14 protein-coding genes are annotated in these 13494 nt (G+C 56.3%); 7 read left to right on the forward strand and 7 right to left on the reverse strand.

Annotated features, from left to right (window positions below):
• Nucleotides 1-119: 119 nt before the first annotated feature.
• The 6 genes from xerD to ffh all read right to left on the reverse strand — a co-directional run bounded on the left by xerD (nucleotide 120) and on the right by ffh (nucleotide 4625).
• Nucleotides 120-1022 carry a site-specific tyrosine recombinase XerD gene (gene xerD / locus CFT65_RS16195; protein ID WP_088829091.1) on the reverse strand — a complete coding sequence of 301 codons (903 nt, stop codon included), beginning with the start codon at nucleotides 1020-1022 and terminating at the stop codon, nucleotides 120-122.
• A gap of 109 nt (nucleotides 1023-1131) precedes the next feature.
• On the reverse strand, nucleotides 1132-1488 hold the full coding sequence (gene rplS, locus CFT65_RS16200) for a 50S ribosomal protein L19 (protein ID WP_048495327.1): 357 nt from the start codon (nucleotides 1486-1488) through the stop codon (nucleotides 1132-1134).
• A gap of 37 nt (nucleotides 1489-1525) precedes the next feature.
• Nucleotides 1526-2272, reverse strand: coding sequence for a tRNA (guanosine(37)-N1)-methyltransferase TrmD (gene trmD / locus CFT65_RS16205; protein ID WP_088829092.1), 747 nt, complete (start codon nucleotides 2270-2272; stop codon nucleotides 1526-1528).
• A gap of 3 nt (nucleotides 2273-2275) precedes the next feature.
• Nucleotides 2276-2803 carry a ribosome maturation factor RimM gene (gene rimM / locus CFT65_RS16210; protein WP_088829093.1) on the reverse strand — a complete coding sequence of 176 codons (528 nt, stop codon included), beginning with the start codon at nucleotides 2801-2803 and terminating at the stop codon, nucleotides 2276-2278.
• A gap of 27 nt (nucleotides 2804-2830) precedes the next feature.
• Nucleotides 2831-3070: a 30S ribosomal protein S16 gene (gene rpsP, locus CFT65_RS16215; protein ID WP_088829094.1), complete on the reverse strand. Its 240-nt coding sequence runs from the start codon at nucleotides 3068-3070 to the stop codon at nucleotides 2831-2833.
• Nucleotides 3071-3233: 163 nt separating this feature from the next.
• Entirely contained in the window at nucleotides 3234-4625 is a 1392-nt protein-coding gene (ffh, locus tag CFT65_RS16220; protein WP_088829095.1) for a signal recognition particle protein, read from the reverse strand.
• 182 nt (nucleotides 4626-4807) lie between these two features.
• Here ffh and CFT65_RS16225 point away from each other — a divergent pair, with 182 nt between their 5' ends.
• From CFT65_RS16225 to CFT65_RS16245, 5 genes are all read left to right on the forward strand, one after another.
• Nucleotides 4808-5614 (forward strand): cytochrome C assembly family protein, encoded by an 807-nt coding sequence (locus CFT65_RS16225; RefSeq protein ID WP_088829096.1) that lies wholly within the window; start codon nucleotides 4808-4810, stop codon nucleotides 5612-5614.
• A gap of 85 nt (nucleotides 5615-5699) precedes the next feature.
• On the forward strand, nucleotides 5700-6983 hold the full coding sequence (locus CFT65_RS16230) for an HlyC/CorC family transporter (RefSeq protein ID WP_088829097.1): 1284 nt from the start codon (nucleotides 5700-5702) through the stop codon (nucleotides 6981-6983).
• 160 nt (nucleotides 6984-7143) lie between these two features.
• Complete coding sequence (locus CFT65_RS16235) at nucleotides 7144-7746, forward strand: Yip1 family protein (protein ID WP_088829098.1); 603 nt, start codon at nucleotides 7144-7146, stop codon at nucleotides 7744-7746.
• 195 nt (nucleotides 7747-7941) lie between these two features.
• Complete coding sequence (locus CFT65_RS16240) at nucleotides 7942-10167, forward strand: DUF1631 domain-containing protein (RefSeq protein WP_088829099.1); 2226 nt, start codon at nucleotides 7942-7944, stop codon at nucleotides 10165-10167.
• Nucleotides 10168-10172: 5 nt separating this feature from the next.
• The gene (locus CFT65_RS16245) at nucleotides 10173-10925 is read left to right on the forward strand and encodes an energy transducer TonB family protein (RefSeq protein ID WP_088829100.1); all 753 of its coding nucleotides are present in this window, start codon (nucleotides 10173-10175) and stop codon (nucleotides 10923-10925) included.
• 12 nt (nucleotides 10926-10937) lie between these two features.
• On the opposite strand, the gene grxD is transcribed toward CFT65_RS16245, so the two are convergent.
• The gene (gene grxD, locus CFT65_RS16250) at nucleotides 10938-11264 is read right to left on the reverse strand and encodes a Grx4 family monothiol glutaredoxin (protein ID WP_088829590.1); all 327 of its coding nucleotides are present in this window, start codon (nucleotides 11262-11264) and stop codon (nucleotides 10938-10940) included.
• 237 nt (nucleotides 11265-11501) lie between these two features.
• Between grxD and argF the strand changes: the two genes are divergently transcribed.
• Nucleotides 11502-12416: an ornithine carbamoyltransferase gene (argF, locus tag CFT65_RS16255; RefSeq protein WP_088829101.1), complete on the forward strand. Its 915-nt coding sequence runs from the start codon at nucleotides 11502-11504 to the stop codon at nucleotides 12414-12416.
• A 4-nt stretch (nucleotides 12417-12420) separates the two neighbouring features.
• Entirely contained in the window at nucleotides 12421-13494 is a 1074-nt protein-coding gene (locus CFT65_RS16260) for an ABC transporter ATP-binding protein (protein ID WP_088829102.1), read from the forward strand.

The raw sequence follows: 13494 nt of genomic DNA on the forward strand, positions 1-13494 counted from the left end.
AACCTTTTTCAGAGAGCAGTTAAATAACCCGGGCAGTATTGGCACAGGCCGGGAATCAATTCAATGCGACAATTACACGAAAAGAAAGTTCACCTACGCCAGCGCAAACATCCTGCCAATCAGCCTCTGGGATGGTGAGCCTGGTGCAGCGACTGCAGACGCTGACGAGCCACATGGGTATATATCTGGGTCGTTGACAGGTCGGAGTGACCTAGCAGCATCTGCACCACACGCAGGTCCGCACCATGGTTAAGAAGGTGAGTGGCAAACGCATGTCTCAGGGTGTGGGGTGACAGGTGCTTGCGGATCCCAACTCTCACTGCATAGTGCCGGATCCGATGCCAGAATGTCTGACGGGTCATCGCTGCCGCCCGATTACCCGGGAACAGCGCATCGCAGGAACGGCCTTTCAGAAGCTCAGGCCGGCCTTCCTTCATGTACTGCAGCAACCAGTCCACCGCCTCTTCCCCCAGAGGCACGAGCCGTTCCTTGTCACCCTTGCCAGTAATCCGAACCACGCCCTGCCGAAGATTTACCTGATCAACCCGCAGCTCCGTCAGTTCTGAGACCCTCAAGCCACAACCATAGAGTATCTCGAGCATGGCCTTGTCCCGTAGCTCAATGGCAACGCCTGGATCCGGCTCGGAAAGCAGTGCATCCACCTCTTCTTCCGTCAGAGAATCCGGAAGACGCCGGGGCAACCTCGGGCTGTCGATCCGCAGGGTCGGGTCTTCAGCTATGAGTCCTTCGCGCAGCAGAAACCGGTAAAACCGTCGAAGTCCGGACAATCGCCTGGCCGCGGTGGAGCTCTTGACCCCTTCTGCTAACCCCCGCGACATCCAGGCCAGAAGGTCGGTTCGGCCAACATCGGTCAGCGCGGGCTTGCCGGGCTGGCTCTCCAGCCACTCCGCCAATCGCGACAAATCACTCCGGTAGGCCTGCCGTGTCTTCTCGCCCAACCCGTCTTCCAGCCAGATGGCATCAACAAACCGGACAATGACTGATTCATCTTCCGTTTTCATGGCAAGTTCCCATACTGCGAACGTCCTACGACAAGCATACCGGAACGTCAGACACAAAAAAGGCAGCCTGGGGCTGCCTTTTTCTGCCTGCTGTTCAGCTCTATGCTGATCAGCCCAGCTTTTCCTTGATACGAGCTGCCTTGCCAGACAGGTCGCGCAGGTAGTAGAGCTTGGCCTGGCGAACATCGCCACGACGCTTCACGCTGATGCTGTCGATCAGCTTGGAGAAGCTCTGGAAAGTACGCTCTACGCCAACACCGTAGGAAATCTTACGCACGGTGAAAGAGGAGTTCATGCCACGGTTACGCTTGCCGATGACAACACCCTCGAACGCCTGAAGACGCTCACGGTTACCCTCGGTTACGCGAACCTGAACGACCACGGTATCGCCCGGCGCAAACGCAGGGATTTCCTTGGTCATCTGTTCTGCTTCAAGTTGACTGATGATGTTGTTCTTGCCGCTCATCGTAATGCTCCTGATACCCAATCTGTTAATGCCCTGATCATTCAGAGGCACCCGGTTCGTTCAAAATTTCTTCCAGCAGCTCACGCTCTTCGTCCGTAAACACCCGCTTTTCCAGCAGGTCGGGGCGTCGCTCCCGGGTTCGCCTCAGCGACTGCTTCAGCCGCCAACGCCGGATCTGATCATGGTGACCGCCCAATAAAACATCCGGCACCGCCTGACCTTCGTAAACTTCGGGCCGAGTGTAGTGCGGACAATCCAGCAAACCGTCGGCGAAAGAATCCTGCTCTGCCGACTGCGCATGACCCAGCGCTCCGGGGATGAGGCGTGTAACCGCATCGATAACAGCCATCGCTGCCAATTCGCCACCGGAAAGCACAAAATCACCCAGTGACACTTCCCGATCGACTTCCGTCGCTATCAGGCGCTCATCAACACCCTCGTACCGGCCCGCCACCAGAATCAGCTGCTGCTCTGCAGCAAGTGACTCGACAACAGACTGGTTCAGCGTCTCTCCCTGAGGCGAAAGGTAAACCACACAGGGGTTTCCGGGTGCTGCTTCCCTTGCCGCATGGATCGCGTCCCGCAGGGGCTGAATTTTCATCAGCATACCCGGGCCACCACCATAGGGCCGGTCGTCTACCGTGCGATGCCGGTCGTGCGTAAACTCACGGGGATTCCAGCTCCGAAAAGTCAAAAGACCATCCCGAACTGCCCTTCCCGTAATCCCATAGTCCGTTACCGCGCCGAACATTTCCGGGAACAGACTGACTGCGCCAATCCACACCCGTCAGAACTCCGGATCCCAGTCCACCACAATGCGCTTTGAATCCAGATCAACACTCTGAACCACTTCGCCAGGCAGATAAGGAATCAGACGCTCACGTTGATCGATGGAACCTGCTGTCGCCTGCACCACCAAAACATCGTTCGATCCGGTTTCCATAAGATGGTGCACTTTACCAAGGCACTCATCATCGACCGTATACACATCAAGGCCTTCTAGCTGAAACCAGTAAAACTCCCCTTCTGGGAGCGCCGGTAACTCAGCCGTAGACACCCTGACCTCTGCACCACAGTATGTGAGGGCCAGATCACGGTCATTAATACCTTTCAGCCTTACGACGATCCCCTGCCCCTGGCGGCGACCCTCCTCAAGCTTGGCCGGAATACGTTTGCCATCCAGATCAAGCGTCCAATCGGGATAGTTCAGTATTCCTTCCTTGGGATCCGTGTAAGAGAAGACTTTCAGCCAACCCTTGACCCCAAACACCGAGGTAATGCGGCCGATCACAGTTTCCTGCGAATTCTGTGTCATGCCATAAACCCCGGTGTCAGTACTATCTTACCCAGCAGCCTTCAGCAGCTGTGCAACGCGCTCACTGGTCTGCGCGCCTTGACCGAGCCAGAACTCGACACGATCACGATCAACGCGAAGACTCTCTTCCTGACCACGGGCAACCGGGTTGAAGAAACCTACACGCTCAATGAAACGACCGTCGCGAGATTTGCGGCTGTCGGTGACTGTCAGATGGTAGAACGGGCGCTTCTTGGAGCCGCCACGAGCCAAACGGATAATTACCATTTAACCAATATCCTGTTCTGTTGAACGAACTTTGTACGATTCACGCCTGCTGAAAGCCAGCTGACGCGAAGATCCATACTCGAAAGGGGCGCTATTCTATGCTAAAAAAGCGCCAAAGAAAACAGCAAAAACAGTTGTTTCCCCGTTTTCCATGTAAGGCTTTTTACATACGGCCGAACGGAGGCATTCCGCCTCCTCCACCGCCGCCCGGGGGCATCATGCCACCCATGCCGCGCATCATATTTGCCATACCGCCTTTCTTGCCAAACTTTTTCATCATCTTCTGCATTTGCTTGTGCTGTTTCAGCAGACGATTCACATCCTGGATCTGGGTTCCAGACCCCGTGGCGATCCGGCGCTTGCGGGAATTGTTGATTACATCCGGGTAACGCCGTTCCTTCGGCGTCATCGAGCAAATGATGGCTTCCATCTGCCCCATGGACTTGTCGTTAACCTGCTGCTGCGCCACCTGGGCCATCTGACCCATGCCCGGCAGCTTGTCGAGCAGGCCACCGATGCCACCCATGCTCTTCATCTGCTGCAGCTGATCGCGAAAATCCTCCAGGTCAAAGCTCTTGCCCTTCTTGATTTTCTTGGTGAGCTTCTGGGCCTTCTTCTGGTCCAGCTTTCGCTCCGCCTCTTCGATCAGCGAGAGCACGTCGCCCATGCCCAGAATCCGGGACGCGACGCGATCCGGATAGAAGGGTTCAAGGGCATCGGACTTTTCACCCACACCCAGGAACTTGATCGGCTTGCCGGTAATATGGCGAACAGACAGGGCGGCACCGCCACGGGCATCGCCATCGGTTTTGGTCAGGACCACACCCGTCAGAGGCAGGGCATCGTTAAATGCTTTGGCGGTGTTGGCCGCATCCTGACCGGTCATGGCATCGACCACGAACAGAGTCTCGACCGGATTGACCGCCTTGTGCAGCCTGCCGATCTCGCCCATCATCTGTTCATCGACATGCAGCCGACCGGCGGTATCAAGAATCACCACATCAATGTGCTTCTTCCTGGCTGCCGCGATCGCTCCCTCGGCGATATCCACGGGATCCTGATCGGCGCTGCTCGGGAAGAACTCGACACCCACCTCGCCAGCAAGAGTCTCCAACTGGCGAATCGCGGCAGGACGATAGACGTCAGCGCTGACCACCAGCACGGATTTTTTCTGCCGTTCCTTGAGGAAGCGCGAGAGCTTGGCGACAGTCGTTGTCTTACCTGCACCCTGCAGACCGGCCATCATGACCACCGCAGGCGGCTGGACATTCAGGTTGAGGGATTCATTGCCCTCACCCATGACGCGCTCCAGCTCCTGCTGGACAACTTTCACAAAGACCTGACCCGGCGTCAGACTGCGCTGCACCTCCTGGCCAATGGCACGTGTGCGGACGCCCTCAACAAAGTCCTTCACCACCGGCAGGGCGACATCCGCCTCCAGCAGCGCCATGCGCACTTCCCGGAGAGTGTCCTTTATATTGTCATCAGTGAGGCGCGCCTGGCCGGAAATCTTGCGCAGACTGCCGGAAAGTCGGTCTTGGAGGTTCTCAAACATGTTGCTCTTCCGTACCCCGGATAAATTGAGTGCGTGAATCGACAGAGCCGGCGAGGACTCCTTGATTCCAGTTGCATAATCGCGACATTATAACCAGACTATCGCCCTGAAACGACCAGCCCGGTCAAATCGGCCGAAACCGGCGCCGATCCCCAGTCAGAATAGTGGTTAATAAGGAAGTCATGGGAACGCTGATTCTCGCGGTCACCTCTCTTTTTCTTTACAGCGTCGGCACCGCGCTGCAGGCCCTGCATTTCAGGGGCCGGGTTCAGAGCAACATTGCCATTACTACCCTGATTGGCGTTCTCGCCCTGACCAGCCACGGACTTCTCATTGGCCAGACAGTCCACCATGACGGCGGCTTCGATTTCAGCTTTTTCAAAAGCTCGGTGCTTATTTCCTGGCTGATCGTCTTTCTTCTATTAGGGCTTAATCTTAAAAAGCCGGTGCAAAGCCTGTTCCTTGGCGTATACCCGCTGGCCGGCCTCTCCATCATACTTGCCCTGGTGACCCATGGACCCTCGAGACTGGTGTCCGAGCAAAGCTATGGCATGCTCTCCCATATCGCGCTTTCGGTCACAGCCTACAGCCTCTTTACCCTGGCGGCCATCCAGGCGGTTCTTCTTTACTTCCAGAATCGCCAACTGAAGCACAATTACAACAGCCTTCTGGTTCGCAACCTGCCACCTTTGCAGACCATGGAGTCACTGCTGTTCGAAATGGTCTGGGCCGGCGTAGTCATGCTGATTCTGGCAATTGTGACCGGCGCCCTCTTTATAGAGGATCTCTTTGCCCAGAACCTCGCCCATAAGACCCTATTCTCCATCCTCTCCCTGCTGGTTTTCGTGGCGCTCCTGATTGGTCGTTACACCAAAGGCTGGCGCGGCATTACCGCAAGCCGCTGGACCCTGGCAGGCTGCGCACTCCTGATGCTGGCCTTCTACGGCAGCAAGTTTGTGCTGGAACTGATCTTCCAGCGCGGCGGCTGACGCCAGGGACACCCGGTATTCTCTTGACACAACGCTCGCCAAAACCCTATTTTCGCTACTTGTCAGTAATATAAGGACACCTCTTTTGAACGAAACATCGCTTACCGCGCTGTTTATTCTCCTGGTCGGACTGATCCTGCTTTCCGGTTTCTTCTCGAGCTCCGAAACCGGGATGATGTCCCTTAACCGATATCGCCTCAAACATATGGCCCAAACCGGCCATAAGGGTGCGAAGCGCGCCCAGGGCCTGCTTCAACGAACCGACCAGCTGATCGGCGTTATCCTGATCGGCAACAACTTCGTGAACATCTTTGCCTCTTCGATCGCCACGGTTATCGCGATACGGGTCTGGGGCGATGCCGGCATTGCGATCGCCACCATCCTGCTGACCATCGTGATTCTGATATTCGCAGAAGTCACACCGAAAACCCTGGCAGCGCTGTTTCCCGAGAAAATCGCCTTCCCGGCCAGCTACATACTGGGGCCGCTGCTGAAAATCCTCTACCCGATCGTCTGGGCCGTAAACCTGTTTACCGGCGGCATACTTAAGCTGCTGGGCGTTTCTGCGTCGGATGCTGCCAACGACCACCTGAGCCGCGAAGAGCTCCGGACACTGGTAAACGAAGCCGGGGCCCTGATTCCAGCCAAGCACAAGGACATGCTGGTCAGCATTCTGGATCTGGAAAAAGTAACTGTGAATGACATCATGGTGCCCCGCAACGAGGTGGTAGGTATCGACCTGGAAGACGACACCGATACAATCCTCCGCCAACTGCGCAGCAGCCAGCACACCCGGCTTCCGGTTTATAAGGGCGACATCAATAACATTCAGGGCATACTGCACCTGCGCAGCGCTTCGAAACTGCTTCAGCAGGAAGAGATCAACAAGGCCATGATCATGCAGCTTTGCCAGGAGCCTTATTTCATTCCGGAAAGCACGCCTCTGAACACCCAGCTGATCAACTTCCAGAAAGGTCGTCGCCGGTTTGGTGTGGTTGTCGATGAATATGGCGACGTTCTCGGCCTGGCAACGCTGGAAGACATACTTGAAGAGATCGTCGGCGACTTTACAACGGACTATGCCGCCACCAGCCCGGACATTATCCCGCAGGACAATGGCACCTTCATCATAGATGGCACCTCTGCCGTTCGAACCATCAACAAGACCCTGGGCTGGAAGCTTCCCACTGATGGCCCCAAAACTCTCAACGGCCTGATTACGGAAACCCTTGAGAACATCCCCGACACCAACGTCTGCCTCAAAGTGGACGGGCACCGGGTCGAAGTTCTGCAAATCAAGGACAACGTCGTGAAAGCAGCCATTGTGCACCCGAAAAAACGCAAAAAGCGTTCACTTTCGCTAAAGTAATAGACCCGAAAACTTCCCTAAGATTGGCGCTATAGACCCTACGGTTATAGCGCCTTCATTTCTTGAAAGATCAAAATTTAACCGCCAGCTTGACCCCCGCCGATCCCCCACCAAAACTTAAGGAGCGTGCGATACAAAAACAATCACAAGGAATACGTCCATGAGTCTGACACACACGTTTGGCCTTCTCGCCCACCCCGATCAGGAGTGGGAGGCGATTCGTAATGAATCCGAGACTGTCACGAGGCTGTACGCTGGCCACATACTGTTGTTGGCACTGATCCCGGCCGTTGCCGGCTTCATCGGAACAACCCAGGTAGGCTGGCAGATTGGTGACGGACAGATCACGAAACTGTCTGTAACGAGCGCACTGCAGCTATCTTTACTCTTTTACGGGGCCATGCTTGCCGGAATCTTCATACTCGGCAAGTTCATCGATTTCTTCGCCGCCACATATGACGCGGTGGAACGGACGCCCAGAGGCGTCGCTCTGGCGGCCTACACGGCAACCCCCATTTTCCTGATTGGCGTTATCGCCGCTTATCCGAACATCTGGGTGAATATGCTGGCAGGTCTGGTGGCCGTTGCCTACGCGGTCTACCTGCTATACGAAGGCCTACCTATCCTGATGAAGATACCGGCTGACAAAGGCTTCATGTTCGCCTCCGCAGTTCTGACAGTCGGCCTGGTTATGTTTGTTGCCCTGCTTGCCATCAGCGTCGTCATCTGGAGCATGGGTATCGGCCCGGTTTATGTGAGTTGAACGCAAACTCTTCAGCAAGTCAGTGATCTGAATGAGGGTGCCTTCGGGGCACCCTGTGTTTTTTTGAATTGACTCCCACGTTAGCGTTTGGTCATGTTAACTTTGGGCAAAATGCGGTAAATTTAACCAATAACGAGAATCCAAGGATTACAAGCTCGGTCATGTATCCGGTTGAGGCGTAAACAGGAGTCTGCCATGAACAAGCAGTCCGGCATACATTACCTCCGCGAGCACAGGGAAGCCGGAAGTAACAGACCGGTTCCTGCGGAGGTCACACGCATCCGGGACACCGTTGTCGCCGGGCTCGGTGATTTGCTACAGGGCGCCTTCGACGCCGTCGACGATTCACTGTTCGAGTTGGCCAATAATGCCCGCAGCAACAATGAACAGAACCGGTATTTCGAGGCGATGCGTGAAATTCGCATCAAGCGGAAGGGTGTAGAGCGGCATTTCCAGAACACCGTCGCCCAATACTTTGCCAATCCCCCCCATACCGGCCCTCTCCAGGAAGAAAACCTGAGCAAGCAGGCCAGCGCGGACACCCTCGCCCTGGTCGGCAATGATGACCTTGAGGAGCAGGTTGCGCTCAACGCCATGATCACCAAGGCGAAGGCCCACTTTCAGGGCCCACTGCTCCAGCTCCAGACCCGTTTCAGTCAGGTGTACCCGGAAGCCACCGACGAATCGCCGGTCAACCCCATGGCACCGGAACATCTATGCAGTGCGTTCACCGAGGCCATACAGGCTCTTGAGATCCAGATTCGTGAGCGCCTGATTCTGCTCAAACAGTTTGACCGCTATGTTGTATCCAACCTCGGCATGCTTCTGGACGAAGCTAACCGCATACTGATTCAGGCCGGCATCATTCCGAACTTCCGTTATCACGGCAAGGCCGGGCAGCAGCACGACGCCTCCAAGACCCAGCCGGCAGATGCGTCAAAAGAGGAAAGAGCGCCTGACGCTTCAGCGACAGAGGGGGCCGGCCAGGCCGGCGACAGCAGTGCTGTTTTTGAACAGATCAGAAAAATGCTGTCGCTTCAGCGGGCCAATGCGGGCATACCTCCCCGCTCCTCAGACCCGAATGTACGGGTAGTGGGTGACTCCGAGCTGGCAAGTCTTCTCAATTCATTACCGCTTTCAGACGCCCGACAGGACCAGGGCAATCTCAGCGCCGGTGAACCCGTCAGCATTGATCTCCGTCAGCTGGTACAACAGCTCCTGTCCCAGACCGATACCGAAGATGGTCGAAAACCGGCGCTTAACGAGGTTGATGAAGACCTCATTAACCTGGTCTCCATGCTGTTCGAGTTCATTCTCGACGATTACAACCTGTCAGCTCCGGTTCAGGTTTTGATAAGCCGGCTGCAGATTCCAACCCTGAAAGTGGTTATCCGGGACAAAAGCTTCTTCAGCCAGGCCACGCATCCGGCCAGACGTCTTCTGAACTCTCTTGCAAGAGCAGGGATCGGCTGGAGCAGCAGCGACGAGAAAACCAAGGACAAACTCTACGGACAGATTCACAATATTGTGCAAAGGATTCTCAACGAATTTGACGGCGATGTTTCGCTTTTTGAAACCCTCAATCAGGAATTCGAACAGTTCCTTGAACGAGAGAACAGAAAAGCGTCCCTGGTTGAGCAAAGAACCCGTGAATCAGAGCGGGGTCGGATCAAATCCCAGACAGCCCAACAAACGGTCGACAACCTTCTTAAGCAGAAGGTTGCCCGTTATAAGCTGCCGGAGTCCATCCACGATATCCTGATGAATGGCTGGAGCCGGGTGATGTTTCTTGCCTATCTCAGGGACGACGTGGAGCACCGATGGAATGCCACCGTAAAAGTCGTCGACGATCTGATCTGGTGCCTTCATCCCCATCAGGAAGACGACGAAAGAGATCAGTGGGTGCGCGTGGTGCCCGGCCTGCTCAAATCACTGCGATCAGGACTGGAAGAGGTGTCCTATAACTCATCCAGGCTGGATGAGATGATGGGCCAGCTCAAGCACCAGCTGGCCGAGGCGTTCCGTACCAATGCTGCCATCGAAGCTCTTCAAGATTCGCCTGAGGAGTCAGAAGAAGAGGAAATTGCGACCGTTCACCAGACGGCCGTTGAACGCCAGCAGGAGCTGGAAGACGCGGCAATTTCCGAGTATGTTGCTCAAATTGACGGTATTGAGATCGGCAACTGGGTCGAGTTCCGTCTCGTCAATGGTGCAAACTTCCGCTGCAAATTGTCCGCTATCATTGACGAAGCAGACTGTTTTGTCTTTGTAAACCGGATGGGGCTGAAGGTAATTGAGAAAACCCGGATTGAACTGGCTCATGAAATGCGGCGCGGCAGACTTACCCTCCTTGAGCAGGGCGCGCTGATTGATCGGGCCCTGGATGCCGTCGTCGGTACCCTCCGGAGCAAGACCGCCTGACGCAAATGCCTGGAAAAAGCAGTTCCAATGCCCTGCCGGCCACGTACCGGCTGGGGCTTGCCGTATCTCTGGCGCTCTTATTCCACACCCTCCTGCTCTCAGGCATCCCCACTCCCATGCAAGAACCAACGCCCACTCACAGGGAGAGTGTCCGGTTCGAGCTGGTACCCCCGGGCACGCATAGAACCGTCGCCAATCCGTCAGCGAACCCCAGCCCAAGTCGCGATGCACCGCGGATAACGCCGTTTGAGATTGATCCCCCTGAGCCGGCCCCCCTCTCCGAACCGGAGATTGTTACTTCCAGCGAGCCGCAAACCCCGTCACCGGATGAGGAAGCGAATACCGGCAGGCCTCAGAGCGAGGCCGCACAGCCAAGTGTCAGCATTGCTGCCGGAGCAAAGCAAGCAAAGTCTTCGGAGAACCCGGAGGAGAGCATTACACGGGTTACGGAGTCACCAACCGAGCTTGACCCCTATACGGTCAAACTGGCTGTTCACCTGGCTCATCAGCTTCAGGAACTGAGAGTACCGGCAATGAGGAGTCTCACTGAAACGGTCGCTATGGAGGTGGAGCTGCAGTTGCTGGGAAATGGCGCCCTGACCCGGGCGAGGGTGTTGAAATCAACAGGAATCAAGACTATTGATGAAGCCGCATATCGGGCTGCGCTGGCGGCGAGCCCCTACCCCCAACCACCGAAAGATGGCGGGAGCCGGAACCGCTTCGAGGTCGAGCTGCTGTTCACCCCGAAACGGCTCTGACCGGCAGAGATATCAGGCTTCTGCCTGCTTCGCGGCCTCTTTTACGAGCTTAGCCAACTCACCGCTCTCGGACATTTCCAGAACGATATCACATCCGCCAACCAACTCGCCGTTGATATAGAGCTGGGGAAAGGTCGGCCAGCTGGAGTAAACCTTCAGGGCCTCACGAAGCTCCTGGTTATCCAGAATATTCACGAAGGCAAAGCGTTCGCCGCACGCCATTACAGCCTGTACGGTTTTGGCCGAGAAACCACACTGGGGTGCCTGGGGGCTGCCCTTCATGTACAGAATGATCGGGTTCTCATCGAGCTGGCTTTTGATAGTTTCATTGATGTCCATGAACATTCACCTCTGTTGGAACAGTCTTGCCACACGGCAATTTTCTTGACGGTATTGTACACGGGTGCCGAACCCGTCACCAAACACCTTGATTTGACCTCGCGCAACGCCGGCAGTTCCTGCCCGGTTACAGCGTTGTCATACCTACGCCGAAGGGCTAGACTTGATGCCCCATTTTCAAGTCAACGTTCAGGCAACCCCGCCAGCCGCGGGGTTCGTTGAGATAAGGGCCATTGCATGGCGGCAAGACATTTTCTGACATTGAATGACATGACAACCACCGAGCTGGAGAGCCTGGTTGATCATGCCTCGGCATTGCGCAACGAATGGCGGCAAGGCAAGGTTCGGGACTCCCTGAAAAACCGGGTCCTGGCGATGATCTTCGAGAAATCTTCCACACGGACCAGGGTTTCTTTCGAAGCCGGCATGGCCCAACTCGGTGGCTCCGCAATGTTCCTGTCGCCCAGGGATACCCAGCTTGGCCGGGGCGAACCTATTGAAGACTCTGCCATCGTCATCTCCAGCATGGTGGACGCTGTAATGATCCGCACCTTCGCCCATGAAACCGTGGAGCGTTTCGCCGCTGCATCCCGGGTGCCTGTAATCAACGCCCTGACCGATGATTTTCATCCCTGCCAGCTGCTGGCCGACATGCAGACGTACCGCGAGCACAGAGGCAGCATTCGTGGCGCCACCGTGGCCTGGATCGGCGACGGCAACAACATGTGCCACTCGTACATCAATGCCGCAGCCCAGTTTGATTTCAACCTGAACATCGCCTGCCCCGAAGGCTACGAACCGGCCGAGCCATTGATCAAAGGCCACGAAGACCGGGTCAAGGTAGTTCGGGATCCGGCGGAGGCAGCCCGTAACGCCCAGCTTCTGGTAACGGATGTCTGGGCCTCTATGGGCCAGGAGGACGAACAGAAGGCCCGTGAAAAAGCGTTCAGCGGCTATCAGATCAACCCGGAGCTGCTCGCTATAGCCGATAAGGATGCGCTCTTCATGCACTGCCTGCCTGCCCACCGGGGCGAGGAAATCTCGGCAGACATGATGGAACATCCAGCCTCCGTGGTTTGGGAAGAGGCCGAGAACCGCCTGCATGCACAGAAGGCCCTGCTCGAATTTCTCATCCTGAACCGGCTGGACTGACTCCATGAGCACAACCGCGCAATCTCCGGCAGACTGGCTGCTTGAGGTCAACAACCTGTCCTGTGGCTACGGCGGGGATTCCGTGGTCAAGGATGTCAGTTTTGCCCTGAGTCATGGCGACATCGGTTGCCTTCTCGGTCCGAGCGGCTGCGGCAAAAGCACCATACTGCGTGCCCTCGCCGGCTTTCTCCCACTGAGCGGCGGCGAAATCTGCTTGCAGTCCCTGGCCATAAGCCTGCCCGGTCGCACCCTGCCCCCGGAAAAACGGCGGATCGGCATGGTGTTTCAGGATTATGCCCTGTTTCCGCACCTGACCATTGCTGACAACGTGGGGTTCGGTCTGCGTAACCTGGGCAAGACAGAAAAGCGGCAGAAAGTCATGGAACTGCTGAATGTCGTGCACCTGCAGGACCTGGCGGACAACTACCCCCATGAACTATCTGGCGGTCAACAGCAGCGGGTTGCCCTGGCCCGCGCGCTGGCACCCGAGCCCACCCTGATTTTGCTGGATGAGCCGTTTTCCAACCTGGATGCGGATCTGCGCCGGCGGCTGAGCCTGGATGTTCGCGAGATCCTCAAGACCCTTGGCATCAGCGCCATTCTGGTCACCCACGACCAGCAGGAAGCCTTTGCCATGTGCGATCAGGTCGCGGTGTTGCGGGACGGCAGGATCCAGCAATGGGACGTTCCCTACAACCTCTACCATGAACCGGCAAATCGTTTCGTTGCCAGCTTCGTGGGCCAGGGTGGGTTTATCCCTGGCACGGCCCTTGGGCCTGATACCATTGAGTCTGAACTGGGAGTGATCCATGGTAACCGGGCCTACAAATGGGAACCCGGCACCCTGGTAGACGTTCTGATCCGCCCCGATGACATTGTTCATGACCCCGACTCGGATCTTCAGCCGAAGGTGGTTGAGAAAACCTTTGCCGGCACTTCAACCCTGTACCGGTTCCGGTGTTCCGAGGACACGGAGTTCGAAGCCCTGTTTCGCAGCCATCTGGATTTCAATCTGGGCGAGCATGTTCCGGTTCGGGTCGAGGCGGATCACCTGATCGCCTTCGAGCGCACCGCCTGA

This window comes from Marinobacter sp. es.048, assembly GCF_900188435.1.
GTDB lineage: Bacteria > Pseudomonadota > Gammaproteobacteria > Pseudomonadales > Oleiphilaceae > Marinobacter.

Excerpts from the sequence above, each read along its gene's own strand:
- xerD (WP_088829091.1), bottom strand. The coding sequence starts at position 1,022 with ATGAAAACGGAAGATGAATCAGTCATTGTCCGGTTTGTTGATGCCATC.
- rplS (WP_048495327.1), bottom strand. The coding sequence starts at position 1,488 with ATGAGCGGCAAGAACAACATCATCAGTCAACTTGAAGCAGAACAGATG.
- rimM (WP_088829093.1), bottom strand. The coding sequence starts at position 2,803 with ATGACACAGAATTCGCAGGAAACTGTGATCGGCCGCATTACCTCGGTG.
- rpsP (WP_088829094.1), bottom strand. The coding sequence starts at position 3,070 with ATGGTAATTATCCGTTTGGCTCGTGGCGGCTCCAAGAAGCGCCCGTTC.
- ffh (WP_088829095.1), bottom strand. The coding sequence starts at position 4,625 with ATGTTTGAGAACCTCCAAGACCGACTTTCCGGCAGTCTGCGCAAGATT.
- CFT65_RS16225 (WP_088829096.1), top strand. The coding sequence starts at position 4,808 with ATGGGAACGCTGATTCTCGCGGTCACCTCTCTTTTTCTTTACAGCGTC.
- CFT65_RS16235 (WP_088829098.1), top strand. The coding sequence starts at position 7,144 with ATGAGTCTGACACACACGTTTGGCCTTCTCGCCCACCCCGATCAGGAG.
- CFT65_RS16240 (WP_088829099.1), top strand. The coding sequence starts at position 7,942 with ATGAACAAGCAGTCCGGCATACATTACCTCCGCGAGCACAGGGAAGCC.
- CFT65_RS16245 (WP_088829100.1), top strand. The coding sequence starts at position 10,173 with ATGCCTGGAAAAAGCAGTTCCAATGCCCTGCCGGCCACGTACCGGCTG.
- grxD (WP_088829590.1), bottom strand. The coding sequence starts at position 11,264 with ATGGACATCAATGAAACTATCAAAAGCCAGCTCGATGAGAACCCGATC.
- argF (WP_088829101.1), top strand. The coding sequence starts at position 11,502 with ATGGCGGCAAGACATTTTCTGACATTGAATGACATGACAACCACCGAG.
- CFT65_RS16260 (WP_088829102.1), top strand. The coding sequence starts at position 12,421 with ATGAGCACAACCGCGCAATCTCCGGCAGACTGGCTGCTTGAGGTCAAC.